At 53.1% G+C, this 15,942-nt stretch carries 13 protein-coding genes; all 13 read left to right on the forward strand.

Annotated features, from left to right (window positions below; genetic code table 11):
- Positions 1–33: 33 nt before the first annotated feature.
- The gene (locus JOD01_RS02440; protein ID WP_204516615.1) at positions 34–1,395 is read left to right on the forward strand and encodes a phenylacetate--CoA ligase family protein; all 1,362 of its coding nucleotides are present in this window, start codon (positions 34–36) and stop codon (positions 1,393–1,395) included.
- A 13-nt stretch (positions 1,396–1,408) separates the two neighbouring features.
- A complete protein-coding gene (locus JOD01_RS02445; RefSeq protein WP_204516616.1) occupies positions 1,409–2,665 on the forward strand; it encodes an O-antigen ligase family protein in 1,257 nt (418 codons plus the stop codon).
- Entirely contained in the window at positions 2,628–3,767 is a 1,140-nt protein-coding gene (locus tag JOD01_RS02450; RefSeq protein ID WP_204516617.1) for a glycosyltransferase, read from the forward strand. Before JOD01_RS02445 ends, JOD01_RS02450 begins: the two co-directional genes overlap by 38 nt.
- On the forward strand, positions 3,764–4,897 hold the full coding sequence (locus tag JOD01_RS02455) for a glycosyltransferase family 4 protein (protein WP_204516618.1): 1,134 nt from the start codon (positions 3,764–3,766) through the stop codon (positions 4,895–4,897). Before JOD01_RS02450 ends, JOD01_RS02455 begins: the two co-directional genes overlap by 4 nt.
- 4 nt (positions 4,898–4,901) lie before the next feature.
- Positions 4,902–6,767 (forward strand): asparagine synthase (glutamine-hydrolyzing), encoded by a 1,866-nt coding sequence (asnB, locus tag JOD01_RS02460; RefSeq protein ID WP_204516619.1) that lies wholly within the window; start codon positions 4,902–4,904, stop codon positions 6,765–6,767.
- A gap of 93 nt (positions 6,768–6,860) precedes the next feature.
- A complete protein-coding gene (locus JOD01_RS02465) occupies positions 6,861–8,135 on the forward strand; it encodes a glycosyltransferase (RefSeq protein ID WP_204516620.1) in 1,275 nt (424 codons plus the stop codon).
- A complete protein-coding gene (gene galU / locus JOD01_RS02470) occupies positions 8,132–9,031 on the forward strand; it encodes a UTP--glucose-1-phosphate uridylyltransferase GalU (protein ID WP_204516621.1) in 900 nt (299 codons plus the stop codon). Before JOD01_RS02465 ends, galU begins: the two co-directional genes overlap by 4 nt.
- Positions 9,028–9,636, forward strand: a complete 609-nt coding sequence (locus JOD01_RS02475) for a sugar transferase (RefSeq protein WP_204516622.1) — start codon at positions 9,028–9,030, stop codon at positions 9,634–9,636. The genes galU and JOD01_RS02475 overlap by 4 nt, the downstream gene beginning before the upstream one ends.
- A gap of 26 nt (positions 9,637–9,662) precedes the next feature.
- On the forward strand, positions 9,663–10,844 hold the full coding sequence (locus tag JOD01_RS02480) for a DegT/DnrJ/EryC1/StrS family aminotransferase (RefSeq protein ID WP_204516623.1): 1,182 nt from the start codon (positions 9,663–9,665) through the stop codon (positions 10,842–10,844).
- Positions 10,831–12,078, forward strand: a complete 1,248-nt coding sequence (locus tag JOD01_RS02485; RefSeq protein ID WP_204516624.1) for a type III PLP-dependent enzyme domain-containing protein — start codon at positions 10,831–10,833, stop codon at positions 12,076–12,078. The genes JOD01_RS02480 and JOD01_RS02485 overlap by 14 nt, the downstream gene beginning before the upstream one ends.
- 24 nt (positions 12,079–12,102) lie before the next feature.
- The gene (locus JOD01_RS02490) at positions 12,103–13,059 is read left to right on the forward strand and encodes an ATP-grasp domain-containing protein (RefSeq protein ID WP_204516625.1); all 957 of its coding nucleotides are present in this window, start codon (positions 12,103–12,105) and stop codon (positions 13,057–13,059) included.
- Positions 13,060–13,118: 59 nt separating this feature from the next.
- Positions 13,119–14,972, forward strand: a complete 1,854-nt coding sequence (locus tag JOD01_RS02495; protein ID WP_204516626.1) for a polysaccharide biosynthesis protein — start codon at positions 13,119–13,121, stop codon at positions 14,970–14,972.
- Between the two features lie 186 nt (positions 14,973–15,158).
- The gene (locus JOD01_RS02500; protein ID WP_204516627.1) at positions 15,159–15,932 is read left to right on the forward strand and encodes a formate/nitrite transporter family protein; all 774 of its coding nucleotides are present in this window, start codon (positions 15,159–15,161) and stop codon (positions 15,930–15,932) included.
- Positions 15,933–15,942: the final 10 nt, after the last annotated feature.

Here is a 15,942-nt window from a genome sequence, read left to right on the forward strand (position 1 = left end):
CGCGATCATTTTGGAAGAGGGAAGAGGGAAAGGATGAGCAGTCAACTCAAGCGATTCGTCTGGGAAAAGAGAATATCATGGCAGGGCAAGACGTTGCAATATTTGCAAAAGCTGCGAGAATGGCAATGGCTTTCGTCAGAGGAATTGAGAGAATTGCAACAAAGGCAATTGCGGGCACTGTTGCAGCATGCCTATGAATATACGGCCTACTATCGTCAATTATTTGACCAACACCATATCGTGAACCGGCAAGGTCAGGTAGAAATGGAGCGATTTGCGCAAATCCCGTTCTTGGACAAAACAATCTTGCGTCAACAGTACGCTTCCTTACTGTCGGCTGATCTCCATAACAGGAACTGGTATTTGAACAGTTCGGGGGGATCAACCGGTGATCCGGTCGAGTTTATCCGCGATAAAGACTACTTTTTTTGGAGTGAAGCGATTAAGGCGCTCGATGATGAGTGGACTGGCCGTGCCCTGACCGATCGGCAAGTCAGATTATGGGCGTCTCCACGTGAGATTGCCGAGGGCAATGAATATTTGCGAACGCGGGTTGGACGCTGGCTGCGCAATGAACTTTGGTGCAACGCCTTTTGCATGGGCCCGGATGAGATGTACAACTTTGTCAAAAAAATGAATTCATTCCGCCCTGTGCAACTTTTGGCCTATGCCGAGAGTTTGTATGAGCTGGCCAAATTTTGTGAACGAAAGCGGCTTGCCGTCTATTCCCCGCGGGCGATTATGACTTCTGCCGGCGTCTTGTACGAACCGATGCGCCAAACGATACAGCGCGTGTTCCAGGCACCCGTGTTCAATCGGTATGGCTCGATGGAGGCGGGGGATATCGCTTGTGAATGTGAATACCACACTGGGTTGCACGTATCATCGCCAACCCATTACATCGAGATCGTGGATAGCCAGGGAAACCCAGCGCCTCCCGGAGAAATCGGCGAAATCATCGTAACGTTGCTTCGCGAGGAAGCCATGCCTTTCATTCGTTACCGGATTGGCGATATGGGAGCGTGGGGAAAAGAGCCTTGTCCCTGCGGTCGCGGCCTCCCTTTGCTGCAGGAAGTAAGCGGACGGGTAACGGATATGTTTATCGATCGTCAAGGCGTCTGGGTTGATGGCCGGGTTTTTCTGTATGCGCTTGATTCAAGAATGTTCATCTCGAAATTTCAAGTGATTCAAGAACAACCGGACATGTTGACGGTAAAAATAGTCCCCAGACAATGGACGGATGACCCGCAGAAAACGTATGCGGCAGAGACCCAAGAGGTGGTGCGGGTCATCCAACAAATTATGGACTGTGAGGTGCGGGTCGAGTATTACCAAGAACTTCTCCCGACTCCGTCAGGCAAATATCGGTATACGATTTCCCATGTTCCGCATTGAGGGAGGAAGCGATTTGCCATACCGTACACACGCCGGTTCCGATCGGTTTTTGTCGGTGCTTGTGTTTTTATATGTATGCAGTGCGCTGCTTTTCTCCGAAACCCCGGTCTTTTCGCGCAGCAGCATTGTGCTTTGCGGGATCATGATCGTTTATTTGCTTGCTTGTTCCCGGCAAAGGGGCGGCTTGCCGTTGTCGCGCTGGATGCTCCTGCCCTATCTGTTTTTTCTGTATGCGCTTGCTTCTGTTTTATGGGCGACAGATATCCAATCCGCATTGTTATATCTGATCAGTTTGTTTTCCAGCATAACGGGTGCGCTCGTCGTGTGGATCGCCTTGATGTCAGGCGCCTCTTGGCAGGCTGTGCTGGGCAGTTGCTTTTGGAGCGGGCTTGTGATCATGCTGAGCACCATCCCGGAAATGAGCCAAGCAACTGAGGGAGAAATGCGTCTGGCCGGCATTTTGGAAAATCCGAACGGAATGGCGATTCAATTGACAGCTGCCGCCTTTTTGCTGCTGACCGCGGAGTGTAGAAAAAAAGTGTATATGGGAGCGGCGACCGTTTTTGTGCTGTTTGCGACACTTTTTTCCGGCAGTATGAAAATGATCATATTTTGGGGCGTCTTCCTGCTGTATCTTGCGGTCAAGCTGCATGTCTGGGCACGAGTTTCCTATTTGCGCTATACATGGTTGACCGTCGTGTATTTGTTGCTGCTGTTGTTGCCCATCGCCATCGGCAGCTTCATGACAGAGCAACTCGAATCGTTAACCGTCACCCAACGTTTTGCCGATTTCCTCGCGGGTGAAAATACAAGTTCCGCGACTCGCTTTTCGATGGCGGAAGAGGCGCTTTCGCTTTGGAGCATGCACCCGTTGATCGGCAACGGAATCGATCAAGTCCGCGTCCTTGGCTCGTTTGGAACGTACTCCCATAACAATTTTACGGAACTGTTGGCGAACTTCGGGTTGTGGGGAACGATCCTGTATTATGTGTTATATTTCGTTTTAATCGCTGGCTGTTTGCGCGGATCGTTGCATAATCAACGCAAATTGCTCGTATTGGTCATCACGGCCAATTCTCTGCTCTGGGACATCGGTTTGGTCAGTTACGCGGAAAAAAGCACATGGCTGCTGCTTGTCGCATCATTTTATCTGTTGCATCAGTCTGCAACTGTTCAACCGGCCAAAAACCCGGTCTTGCTCGGCAACCAAAGTATGGCAAGAGGTGAAGTGCATGATCCAGCGACAGCGAGTCGTCATCGTTTTACCTAATTTGGCCGGAGGAGGTGCCGAGCGGGTGATGGTCACCTTGCTGCGACATCTCGACCGTACCCGTTTTGAACCGGTCTTGCTGGTGATCGATTACAGCGGGCCGTATGTATCCTTCATTCCAGCTGATGTTCAAGTCGTTACGCTGTCGGCCCACCGTCTGCGGCGGGCGTGGCTTCCCCTGATCCGAGCGATCAATCGGCTTCGCCCCGACATTTTGCTTTCGACTATGGATTACGTCAATTTCGCGATATTGGCCGGAAAAATATTGTACCGCAATCAACCAAAATTGATCGTACGGGAAGACAACACACCTTCCCGATCCATCCGGGCGCTCCCGCCGGCAAGAAGAGGGATATTCCGGATTTTATACAAATTTCTATATCCTCAGGCAGATCAACTGATCGTCCAGTCGGAAGGGATGAAAGCAGATCTCCTTGCTTTTCTGCCAAGATTGCCTCAAGAAAAAGTTATCCGTATTTATAATCCGATTGATTTCGCGTTGATTTTGCAACAAGCCGAGCGAACAGAAGCAGCTCGCTTTGCCACAGCGGGCAAACAGATTGTAGCGGTCGGTCGACTTACCCATCAAAAAGGGTTTGATTTGTTGCTGCGCGCGTTTCGTCTGGTCGTCGTGCGATTTGCCGATGCGCAGCTGACGATACTGGGCGAGGGGCCGCTGTTGCACGATTTACAGCAGTTGGCACAATCGTGCGGGATAGCCGAACAGGTCACCTTTGCCGGATTTCAGGAAAATCCCCATGCCTGGTTGGCACAAGCCGATCTGTTTGTGCTTTCCTCTCGTTGGGAAGGGTTTCCGAATGTGCTGTTGGAAGCTCTCGCCTGCGGCTGCCCGGTGGTAGCGACCGATTGTCCCAGCGGACCGCGCGAGATTTTGCAGCAAAACGTATATGGCCGCTTGGTCGAGCCGGATAACGTCGCTGAATTGGCCAGCGGCATGATCGACGTGCTCAGCGGTGACCGGTCATTTGCCGATGGACGGAAACGGGCGCAAATGTATGACGCCGTGCAGGTGACGAGGAGCTATGAGCAACTGTTTGATTGTCTGCGTTTCGCGCAAAGAGAGGAGCCGGATAGAGTATGAGCAAACGCAAATATTTGGCCATGGGGCCGCTTCCACCGCCGATCGGCGGCGACACGGTCTTGTTTTCCCGACTGCTGCGAAGCAGACTGTTGCAGGAGGCCGGAATTGAACTGGAAGTGATCGATACTTCGCGAAAAGAGAAAGAGAGTCGACTCGTTCGCCGACTGGATGTTCGCGATGCGCAAAATGCCGTCCGTTTCCTTTGGCGGGCGATTCGGTTACGACCGGAAGTGGACGGACTGCTTCTGTGGGCAAACAATCGCTTTGCTTACACGTTGGGACTGCTGTTGATCCTGTTGTTTTCGATGCGGCGCAAACGGGTCATCATCAAACTGTTCGGCGGTGATTTTGCCGAAGAAGTCGCCCGGTTGCCCCGCTGGATGCAGAAGCTGGTCAAAAGCCTGTTTTCCCGTGTCGATTATTTATTGCCTGAAACACGGGGATTGTGCGACTTTTTCCGCCAGCGGATGGGCATGGCCGCGGAAAAAGTCGTTCACTTGCCCAATTTTTTGCCGTACCAGCCGCCAATAAGCGTACATCGCTTGCCTGTGGCCGGCCTAAGGACCGTGTTTATCGGGCAAATCCGTACGGAGAAGGGCGTTTTTGACATTCTCGAAGCGGTCAAGAGGGTTCCTGCGATGACGTGCACGTTTTACGGTCCGATTTTTGCCCGGGAACAAGCGCGTTTTCAACAATTGCTGGCGGAAATTCCGCGCGCTGCCTACGGGGGAGTATTGTCCCCCGGCGAGGTCGTTGACAAAATTGCCGAGTACGATCTGTTGCTGCTGCCCAGCTATCACCCCGGCGAAGGTTATCCGGCGGCGATCCTGGAAGCTTTTTTTGCCGGAGTACCGGTCATTGCGACAGCATGGCGCATGATCCCCGAATTGGTCCAGCACGAGGTCAACGGTTTTCTGGTGAAACCGAACTGTCCGGCCGAGATCGCAGCCTGTGTGGAGAAAATTTTGAGCGAGCCGCAACGGTATGAGCTGCTATCGGACAATGCCCGCGCTGCGGCAGAACAATATACGGAGCAAGCGGTGATCGGCGACATTTTGTTACCGTTGTTGGACAGCGGCAGGGCTGAAACGCTGCTTTATCGTGTTCAACCGGGGGAAGGAGGAGGCTAAAGCGATGTGCGGAATAGCGGGAATCGTGACGATGACAGGGGACTTAGAGCTTCCACGGCTGCAGCGGGCGGCTGCGCTGCAAGCTCATCGCGGTCCGGACAGCCAAGGGCTTGCCATCTATCAAGCGGGACATTGGCAGGTCGGGTTTGCCCACCAACGACTTTCCATCATCGATTGCACGGAAGCAGGGGCGCAGCCGTTTGTCCTCGAGGATGGACAGGGTGCGCTCATCTACAACGGTGAAGTGTATAACTACCGAGAGCTTCGCCAGGAATTGCAGACGCTCGGTTGGCAATTTCAAAGCGACTGTGATACCGAGGTGGTGTTGAAAGCGTTGCATCAGTGGGGAATTGCCAAAGCGTTGTCCCGGTTCAACGGGATGTGGGCGTTTGCCTGGCTGGATCGTCGCAAGCGCCAATTGTACCTCTGCCGGGATCGGTTTGGGGTGAAACCGCTTTACTATGCCAAAGTGGCCGGGGAATTGGTGTTTGCCTCCGAAATCAAGACGGTCAAAGAGCTGGCCGGCCGTTGCTTTTCCCTCAACCATCAGGTGATTGGCGCCTACGTCCAACAGTCGCTGCTCGCTGCTGATGAACAGACGTTTTACCAGGGAATTGAAAAAGTGCCGTCTCGCCATACACTCTGCCTCGATCTGTCAGCAGACAAAATTGACATTGACCTAGAGCCATATTGGGAATTTCCGGTGGAAGCGGAGCCGGTTGCCTCGGAAGCGGCGTTGACCGAACAAATAAAAGCGCTGTTTACCGACGCTGTTCGCCTGCGCTTGCGCAGCGATGTGCCGGTAGGCGTGCTGCTGTCCGGCGGAATCGACTCTTCCTCGATTGCGGCCATCATGAATCAGTTGGTTCCTGCTGAAGCAAACTTGCACATCCTTTCGGCAGTCAGCGACGATCAGCGGTTTGACGAAAGCCGCTATATCGATGTGATGAGCAAGTATTTGCAACAGCCTGTGCACAAAGTAATGCTGCAATTTGCGCCCGGGCAAGCCTTTGATTATCTCCACCAGGTGACCTGGCATAATGACGAGCCGATCAGCAGTTTTTCCACGATCGCTCATTACTTGTTGATGCGGCAAGCCAAACAGTTGGGCATAACGGTGATTTTGAGCGGGCAAGGGGCGGATGAACTGCTTTGCGGCTATCGCAAATATCTCGGCTTTTATTTGCAAGCGTTGGTTCGCACGGGAAAGTTTCGGCAAGCCCATCAGCTTTTCCATGCGTTTCGCAAGCAAGGGACGATTCTCTCCCAGTTCTCCTATTCAGAAGCGAAACGGTATTTGCCGTCTTTTTTGCGAAGCAGGGAGGAGGATATCGCCGGGGAAGCGCTGCGAGACTATCAGCCGATTGAGCTTGGACTGCCTGCGCGGATGACGGTAATCGAGCGGCAAAAGCTGGATATCGCCCGTTTTTCGGTGCCCGCCTTGACCCACTATGAAGATCGCATGTCGATGGCTTGGTCGAGGGAAGTCCGGCTTCCGTTTCTCGATTATCGCCTGGTTGAACTGCTGCTACCTTTATCTCCGGCCTGCAAGTTGCGCGACGGCTGGTCAAAATATGTGTTTCGCCAAGCGATGCAATCCGTGCTCCCGGCGGAAATCGTCTGGCGCAAAGACAAGCAAGGCTTTATCAATCCGCAAAGCGAGTGGCTGAAGCAGGAGCTGCGCGAAGAAGTGCTCCGTTATTTCGCGCCTGACAGCCTGATCTTTACCCATGGTCTGATTGATCGGAACAAACTGCTGGCCAAGTATGAGCGGTATCGCCTTCAGCCGGCAGGCCAAGGCGCGATCTGGTTCAGAGATATTTTTCAGCCGCTTGCCCTGGAAGTATGGCTGCGCCAATGTTACCGGTAAAAGAAGTCTGGTTCTGGAAGGGAAAGCGTGTGAATAAAGTACTAACAGGAAAATGTGCAACCGTGGCAATTTGGGCGTTTTGGAGGAATTTTAGTGAAAATTCTTTATATTCATCAATACTTTACAACGAGGGAAGGGAACTTGGGCACCCGATCGTTTGAATTTGCCAAACATTTTGTCCGAAAAGGACACGACGTGACGGTACTGACCGGTGATGCCTATCTGCCTCCCTTGGCGGGGGAGCGGCAGGGAAGATTTACGCGGACCGGCACGATTGACGGAGTGCGGATCATTGCCGTGAAGCACGCTTATTCCAACTATATGGGGTATTTCCGGCGAGTGCTTGCCTTCCTGTTGTTTTTGTTCCATTCCTTCTGGATTGCTTTGTTTCTCCGACGTCCCGATCTTGTTCTCGCGACTTCGACACCGTTGACGGTCGCGATAGTCGCCTTGTCGCTCAAATGGCTAAAGGGAGTTCCGTTTGTTTTCGAAGTGCGTGATCTGTGGCCAGAAGCGCCCATCCAGGTGGGAGCCATTCGCTCTCCATGGCTTATCGGCGGTTTGCGTTTTCTGGAACGGCTCACCTATCGACAGGCGGTGTCGGTCGTCGGCCTTTCCCCTGGCATGGTCGAAGGTATTTTGCAAACGGGGACACCTGCGCAGAAAGTCGCGATGATCCCGAATTGCAGCGATCTGGACTTGTTTTTGGCCCCTGCCGATACGCGGGTAGAGCTGGCCCAGCTTCGCCGCCGCTTCGGACTGTCCGATCAGTTGGTCGTTTTGCACGGCGGAGCGATGGGAATAGCCAATGGGCTGGACTATGTGGTCCGCGCGGCGATCCTCTTGCAACAATGGGGCGAACAAGACATCTGCTTTCTGTTTGCTGGAGACGGCAAAATGAAACCACAGTTGGAGCTGATGTGCCAACAGCACGGTTTGACCAATCTGATTTTTACCGGACCAGTGCCCCGCAAAGAAATGCCCCTTTATTTGTCCATCTGCAATCTGACAATTACTTCCTTCCTGCCTTTGCCCATTTTCGCCACCAATTCACCGAATAAATTTTTTGACTCACTGGCGGCCGGAAAACCGGTAATCGTCAATTCTGCCGGATGGACAAAGGAGATCGTGGAGTCCGAGCGAATCGGGTTTTATGTAAATCCGACAGATCCAGCCGAATTGGCAGCGTTGTTGCAGTCGCTCAAAAGCGACAAGGAAACGCTTGCGGCCATGGGCCTGCGGGCACGCCGTTTGGCGGAAGAAAGATTTGAGCGAGGCAAGTTGGCCGACCAGATGGAACGAGTGCTCGTTGCTGCGTACGAACAAGGACGTTCGATTGACGCGAAAGGAAGGATATATGCGAAATGAAAGTTAAGAAAGCGATTATTCCGGCAGCGGGACTGGGCACGCGTTTTCTTCCCGCAACCAAGGCGCAGCCAAAAGAAATGCTGCCCATCGTCGATAAGCCAGCGATCCAATATATTATCGAGGAAGCCGTGTCCTCCGGCATCGAGGACATATTGATTGTAACAGGGCGGGGCAAGCGGGCCATTGAAGATCATTTCGACAAATCATATGAGCTGGAGGCTTCGCTCTCCGCCAGACAGAAGTATAGCGAACTGGAAGAAATCGAACGAATCAGCAATTTGGCAGACATTCACTATATTCGGCAAAAAGAGGCGAAAGGGCTGGGACACGCGATCTGGTGCGCCCGTTCCTTTATCGGTTCCGAGCCTTTTGCCGTGCTGCTCGGCGACGATATCGTCGTTTCCGATACTCCCTGTCTGCAATCCTTGATTAAAGCATATGAACATTTTCACACATCTATTATTGGTGTTCAGCAAGTACCTCCCGCAGAGGTGGAGCGTTACGGGATTGTTTCCGCCGATCGACTGGCGGCCGACAACGTGCTGTATCACATCCGGGATCTGGTGGAAAAGCCGAAGCGTGAGGAAGCGCCGTCCCGTCTGGCCATTATGGGACGTTATGTGCTTCGGCCGGACATCTTCTCGATTTTGCAAAGTTTGGAGGCAGGCGCAGGCGGGGAGATTCAGTTGACCGATGCGTTGCGCATTTTGTCCAGACAGCAAGCGGTCATGGCGTATGAATTGCCCGGAAAACGGTACGATGTGGGCAACAAGCTTGGCTTTATTGAAGCTACTCTTGATTTTGCCTTGGCTCGCGCTGATTTGCGCGATGATGTACTGGCGCTGCTGGCCGACCGATTGGCGAGCGAGACGGCCGGTGCATCTGCGGCAAGATGAAACGCTGCTTTGATTTGATTGTCGCCTTTCTGTTGCTGCTCTTGCTGTCGCCCGTTATGTTCGGCTTATGGGCGTGTGTGCGAATCCGTTTCGGTTCGCCGACCATTTTTGCCCAGTGGCGTCCCGGACTGGGAGGAAAGCCGTTCTTACTGTATAAATTCCGCACGATGACCAACGAAACCGATCAGCAAGGGCGCTTGTTGCCCGATGAACGGCGGATTACTCCGTTTGGCGGATGGCTGCGAAAATACAGCCTGGATGAACTGCCGCAATTATGGAATGTCGTCAAGGGGGAGCTCAGTCTCGTCGGCCCTCGCCCTTTGCTGATGGAATACTTGCCGCTCTACAACCGGGAGCAGGCGCGGCGTCACGAAGTAAGACCGGGCATCACGGGCTGGGCTCAAGTTCACGGACGCAATGCTTTGACGTGGGAAGAGAAATTTGCGCTGGATGTGTGGTATGTCGATCATCGCTCCTTTTGGCTGGATTTGCGCATTCTCTGGATGACCCTATGCAAAGTGGTTCATCCCGCGGCGACTTCGGCGCAGGAGTTTTTCATCGTGGAGGACTTCACCGGCAGTGCGAGGAAAGCGATGGACGAATAAATGTTTGGCGCAACGGAGGAAAGCGAATGAGTGTGACCAATGAACGGATTTTTTTATCGCCGCCGCATTTGGGGGAAGAAGAGCGCAAATTGCTACTCGACGCGTTTGCTTCCAACTGGATCGCGCCTTTAGGCGAACATGTAGACGCTTTTGAACAAGAGATCGCCGAGCGAGTTGGAGCCAGAGGAGCGGTGGCTCTATCGTCCGGAACGGCCGGTCTGCATCTCGCCTTGCGTTTGCTTGGGGCAGGGCCGACCGATACGGTCTTTTGTTCCACACTGACCTTTGTGGCAAGTGTAAACCCGGTGCTGTATGTGGGGGCAACGCCGGTTTTGATTGACTCGGAGCCACAGACGTGGAATATGTCTCCTGCTGCTTTGGAACGCGCGCTCCAAGAGGCGGCGGCGCAAAATCGCTTGCCCAAGGCAGTGATCGTTGTTCATCTGTACGGCCAGTCTGCTGGCATGGAACCCATAAACCGGCTGTGCGCCCGATATGAAGTCCCCGTCATCGAGGATGCCGCCGAAGCGCTTGGCGCGACCTATCGCGGGAAGGCGTGCGGCACTTGGGGCCGCTTTGGCGTCTACTCTTTTAACGGCAACAAAATCATTACCACCTCGGGCGGGGGGATGCTCGTCTCCGACGATTTGGCTGCCCTGGAAAAAGCACGTTCCTGGGCTGCTCAGGCTAGGGAGCCAGTCCCGTACTATCAGCACAGCGAGTTGGGCTATAACTACCGGTTAAGCAATTTGCTGGCTGCTGTAGGCCGCGGGCAACTGCGGGTCTTGGCCGAGCGTGTGGCCGCGAGAAGAGCGATTTTTCAGCGTTATCAAGCAGCGTTGGCAAAACTGCCGGGGATTTCGCCGATGCCGGAGAGCGCGGATGGAGTGTCGACCCGCTGGCTAAGTGTGTTCACGATTGATGAAGCGGTTTGCGGGTGCAATGCCGAAGCCGTGATCACGGCGCTGGCGCTGGCCAACATCGAAGCGAGACGCGTGTGGAAACCGATGCATCAGCAACCGCTTTACCGTGAATGTCGGTATTATCCGCATGATGACACGCTCAGTGTGTCCGACCGCTTGTTTGCCCAAGGGATTTGTCTGCCGTCCGGTTCCAGTTTGACCGAAGCGCAGCAAACGCGAGTGATTGCCGCAGTCGCCGAGTGTCTTGGGCTCAAGCAGGAAGGAGGCAGCCATGCACTCCTATGAAATGCTTTCGCGATGGTATGAAACGTATCAATCCGCTTACTATCTGTTTGACGCCGATCATTTGTTGGCCAATTACCGGCGGATGCACCGCGCTTTTCAGAACCGTTATCCGCATGTGCAGATCGCTTATTCCTACAAAACCAACTATTTGCCATTCCTTTGCCATACGCTGCATCAGGCGGGTGCATGGGCGGAAGTCGTTTCCGGACTGGAGTATGAACTGGCGAAAAAGCTTGCTGTTCCATACGAGCAGATTATCTTCAATGGACCTTTGAAACGCGAAGCAGAGTTGATCGAGGCGTTGCAGCGGCAAAGTTTGCTCAACCTGGACTCGTTTCACGAACTGCACACAGTAATCCGCTTCGCCCGTTCCCGGCCTGACAGACAGATTAAAGTGGGGCTGCGGGTCAATTTTTCACTGACAGACGCTGGCGACAGTCCGCTGCAAGACGGCTTGCCGGTCAGCCGCTTCGGCTTTTGTGTGGAAAACGGCGATTACCGCAAGGCACTGGCCATTTTGCAGCAAGAGCCGAACATACAGGTGACGGGATTGCACGGCCATTTTTCCACCAATCGCAGTCTGGCGGTCTACGACACGTTGACCCGCAAGCTGAGCCGGTTGGCGGAAGACCTCGGCGATGAGCTCGTTTATGTGGATATTGGCGGGGGAATGTCGGGACCGCTGCCGGCGACGTTTGCCCAACGCGCTCCGACCTACGAAGAATATGCCGAGGTGATCGGCCGGGCACTGCACGAAGAGTTGGGAGCAAGGGGAAAAATGCCGTTGCTGATCCTCGAACCGGGAATTTCGCTTGTCGCGGATACGTTTTCTTTCATTTGCAAGGTGATCGATGTCAAAGAAAACCGCGGGCAGCGCTTTGTGCTGGTTGATGGCAGCGTACATAACATTAAACCGACGCTGCACAAACACCCGATGCCGGTTCAACTGGTGGCAGCGGAACAGCGTGAAGACGCGGCGGAATATCATGTGGTCGGTTATACATGTATGGAAAAAGACTACTTGTTAACCGCTCACAAAGGTCCGCTGCCGCAAGCGGGCGATTTTCTCGTGTTCAGCCATGTGGGCGCGTATACGATCGTGTTTTCCCCGCCCTTTATCAAAGAACGGCCGCCAATCATTGCCTTGTACCGGCAGACGGCGAGAGAAGTGAGAGCGAAGGAAACGAGCGACGAATTTTTTTCCGAGCGACTGTATTCGTTTTCTTTTGCTTGATCAACGATGTAAGGAGAATGTTGCATGAATTTTTTGGTAACAAGCGCCGGGCGCAGAGTGAAATTGATCTGCTGTTTGCGGGAAACACTGGGCGACAAGGGACGTGTGATCGCCGTCGATTGCGATGCCACGGCTCCGGCATTGTATGCTGCAGATGGATATGAGCTCGTCCCGCGCATCGACCATCCCGACTATATCGATGCTCTGCTGGAAATTTGCCAACGTCAACAAATCGACGCACTTTTTTCGCTGATTGACCCGGAGTTGTCTCTGCTCTGCCGGCATGTTGCTGCTTTTCAACAAATCGGCGTGCAAGTCGTCGTTTCTCCTGCCGACGCTGTCGAGATCTGTCTGGATAAGCAGGCCACGAGTGCTTTCCTCAAGCAAATCGGCCTGCCGTTCATACCGACGTACACCGACTGGGAAGATATTTCTACAGCGCTCATGCATGGCAATCTGTCTTTGCCGGTTTTGATCAAACCTCGCTGCGGAAGCGCCAGCCAGGGAATCGCCATCGCCGAGTCATTCGATGCATTGGAGCATTTGTTTCAAACTGGCAACGATCTCGTTGTGCAACCGTATCTGCAAGCTGCGGAATACGGCGTCGATGCCTATGTTGATCTGATTAGCGGCGAACTTATTTCGGTCTTTGCCAAACGGAAGCTGCGGATGCGTGCAGGGGAAACCGATCGGTCCCAGGCGATCCATGAGGAAGCGCTGTTTTCACTGCTCCAGCAACTGATCAGGAGCTTGCCGCTGAGAGGTCCGATCGATATCGACTGTTTCAAATGCGGTGATCAGTTCGTGATCTCCGAGATTAATCCACGATTCGGAGGAGGCTACCTCCACGCCTACCTGTGCGGGGAAAACTACTTTTCCTTTATGCTGGCCAATTTGCAAGGAACTGCAAACACGCCCCGGATTGGAACGTATCCGCAAGGAAGTATTTTGCTGAAATACGACGAAGTACGGCTGATTTAAGCCATGATAACCCAACCCGCCGCATGCGCGGGAAGTGGTTATTTTTCTGGGGGAGTAAGATGAATCGGAAACATAGGCTGTTCATCTCGATTTTGTTGGATGCGATGTTGCTGGCGCTGGCGGTTATCTTCAGCTATCTGATCCGCTTCGAAGCGGAAGTGAGCGAGCCGTTTCTCGCAGGTATTCCGTATGCCTTGTTGATGGTCGTTGGCTGCTCGTTGGCCGTGTTTATTCGCTTGAAAATTTACAACTGTTCCTGGCAATATGCCAGTACCCGTGAATTGTTGCTGTTGACGAAAGCGGCCGCGCTGGCGATGGTGACGTCCTGGGTGCTTAGCTTTGGATCGGGAGCGCTGGGCTTGCACCCGCCGATCCCGTCATCAATTTTTATCCTCGCCGGGTTACTCTCGTTGACCGCGATGGGAGCGTCGCGCATGGCTTGGTATGTGTATCGGCATGATACGGTCAAATACCAGCCGCATCATAAACGAACGCTCGTAATCGGAGCTGGCTCGGCAGGGCGATTGGTTGTGAAAGAACTGCTGGAATCGCCGGACACCACACTGTATCCGGTCGCGTTTCTTGACGATGATCCGCGAAAACAAAAGCTGACGGTGATGGGCGTTCCGATTGTCGGCACTCGCGCTGTTTTGCAGCAAACGGTACAGGCATACAAGATTGAATTAATTATCATTGCCATTCCTTCCTTGGAAAAAAGAGGGGTGGCCGAACTGATCGGTCTTTGCAAAAGAACGGGGGTCCAAGTGAAAATGTTGCCGCGGGTCAGCGACATGATCGAAGGAAAAGTCACAATCGAACATATCCGCGATGTGCAGGTCGAAGATTTATTGGGCCGTGATTCGGTCGAAATCAACTTGCAAGAGATCTCCGCCTATTTGCAGGACAAAGTGGTATTGGTGACCGGGGCGGGCGGTTCGATCGGATCGGAATTGTGCCGGCAAATCTCCGCCTTCCATCCGGGCTCCTTGTTGTTGCTGGGCCATGGCGAAAACAGCATCTACGCGATCGAGCAGGAATTGCGGCGATCGTTTCCTCACCTGGAACTTCACCCGATCATTGCCGATATTCAAGACCGCAACCGGATCGAATCGGTTTTTCAAATGTATCGTCCTGGCATCGTTTTTCACGCGGCGGCCCACAAGCATGTGCCACTGATGGAACAAAATGCGGTGGAAGCGATCAAGAACAACATTTTTGGCACCAAAAACCTGGCGGAATGTGCAGACACCTACCAGGTGGAACGGTTTGTGTCCATCTCAACAGATAAGGCGGTTAATCCGACCAGTGTGATGGGCGCCACCAAACGCATTACCGAATTGATGATCCAAAGTTTGGATAAACAAAGCATGACGAAGTTTGTGGCCGTTCGTTTTGGCAATGTCCTTGGCAGCCGCGGAAGCGTCATTCCTTTGTTCAAACAGCAAATCAGGGAAGGCGGCCCGGTCACCGTGACGCATCCGGAGATGGTGCGCTATTTTATGACGATCTCGGAAGCGGTGCAATTGGTGATCCAGGCCGGGGCTTTCGCGGAAGGCGGCGAAATTTTTATTCTCGATATGGGCAAACCGGTTAAAATTGCTGATCTGGCCCATGACCTCATCCGCCTCTCCGGTTTGGAACCCGGTACCGATATTCAAGTGGTCTATACCGGAATCCGTCCCGGCGAAAAATTGTTTGAAGAAATTTTGACCCAGGAAGAGGGAGCAACGGCTTCCAAGCATCAACGCATTTATGTGGGAAAACCAACCGACTTTTCTTATGAAGACTTTTCCTATGTGCTGCGCAGGCTGGAACAAATGACTCACAGCAGCTATACGCCTTCGCTGAATGAGGAACTGCTGTCTTTATTGCATCATATCGTACCCAGTTATCAAGGAGTGGGCACGCGTTAGCCGGACATTCACTTGCGTTGATCCGAGCTCGGCCCGCACGCTTTGCTTTCTGAAAACAAATAGTCCATTGTACTGCTCTCCTGGAGAATAAGCCGCTGCCCCCACGACAAAAGGGGCAACTTTTTTCTTGCTTTCTTTACATATCTGTCCAAAAAAAGCAAAGCATAGGGGAGAGGAGGTGGACAAATGGCTTTTCATACCCCGCAGCGCGTCGCCGAACTCAGTATCGACGCAGGCACACGCAAGGCAAATTTACCGTTGGCCACGTTGCTCATTCTCGGTTTTTTGGCCGGAGCCTTTATCGCCATTGGTTTTTTGCTTGATATTCGGGTCAGCGCCAATGTGCCCAAAGAGTGGGGAACGTTTGCCGGCTTTTTGGGAGCGGCTGTCTTCCCTTTGGGACTGGTATTAGTCATTATCGCGGGTGGAGAATTGCTGACCGGCAATATGATGTCCGTCACCTTGGCTTTGTTGGCAGGAAAAATATCGGTGGGGAAATTGCTGTACAACTGGTTTTGGATCACCATGAGCAATTTTGTCGGAGCCGTGTTTGTCGCTTACGCCTTTGGCCACCTGGTCGGTTTAACGGCGGAAGGGGTTTTCTTGGCCAAGACCATTGCGATTGCCGACGCCAAGCTACAGGAAAACTTTTTGCAAGCGTTTTTGTCCGCCATCGGCTGCAATTGGCTGGTAACGCTTGCGGTCTGGCTCTCCTATGCATCGGAGGAGGTAAGCGGCAAAATTTTGGCGATCTGGTTTCCGGTGATGGGCTTTGTCGCCATCGGCTTCCAACATGTAGTCGCCAATATGTTTGTGATTCCCGCTGCCATCTTCGCCGGCCACACCACCTGGACGGCGTGGTTGCTCAATTTCATCCCGGTTTTTCTCGGCAACGCTGTTGGCGGGAGTATCTTTGTTGCCCTGCTGTATTGGCTTTCCTACATTAGGGCGGCCAACTGATTGAAAGGAG

The organism is Brevibacillus fulvus, from assembly GCF_016908525.1.
GTDB lineage: Bacteria > Bacillota > Bacilli > Brevibacillales > Brevibacillaceae > Brevibacillus_G > Brevibacillus_G fulvus.

What these genes read in the sequence shown, in the direction of transcription:
- JOD01_RS02450 (WP_204516617.1), top strand. Translation starts at nt 2,628, where the DNA reads ATGATCCAGCGACAGCGAGTCGTCATCGTTTTACCTAATTTGGCCGGA.
- JOD01_RS02495 (WP_204516626.1), top strand. Translation starts at nt 13,119, where the DNA reads ATGAATCGGAAACATAGGCTGTTCATCTCGATTTTGTTGGATGCGATG.
- JOD01_RS02490 (WP_204516625.1), top strand. Translation starts at nt 12,103, where the DNA reads ATGAATTTTTTGGTAACAAGCGCCGGGCGCAGAGTGAAATTGATCTGC.
- JOD01_RS02455 (WP_204516618.1), top strand. Translation starts at nt 3,764, where the DNA reads ATGAGCAAACGCAAATATTTGGCCATGGGGCCGCTTCCACCGCCGATC.
- asnB (WP_204516619.1), top strand. Translation starts at nt 4,902, where the DNA reads ATGTGCGGAATAGCGGGAATCGTGACGATGACAGGGGACTTAGAGCTT.
- JOD01_RS02500 (WP_204516627.1), top strand. Translation starts at nt 15,159, where the DNA reads ATGGCTTTTCATACCCCGCAGCGCGTCGCCGAACTCAGTATCGACGCA.
- JOD01_RS02485 (WP_204516624.1), top strand. Translation starts at nt 10,831, where the DNA reads ATGCACTCCTATGAAATGCTTTCGCGATGGTATGAAACGTATCAATCC.
- JOD01_RS02475 (WP_204516622.1), top strand. Translation starts at nt 9,028, where the DNA reads ATGAAACGCTGCTTTGATTTGATTGTCGCCTTTCTGTTGCTGCTCTTG.
- JOD01_RS02480 (WP_204516623.1), top strand. Translation starts at nt 9,663, where the DNA reads ATGAGTGTGACCAATGAACGGATTTTTTTATCGCCGCCGCATTTGGGG.
- JOD01_RS02440 (WP_204516615.1), top strand. Translation starts at nt 34, where the DNA reads ATGAGCAGTCAACTCAAGCGATTCGTCTGGGAAAAGAGAATATCATGG.
- galU (WP_204516621.1), top strand. Translation starts at nt 8,132, where the DNA reads ATGAAAGTTAAGAAAGCGATTATTCCGGCAGCGGGACTGGGCACGCGT.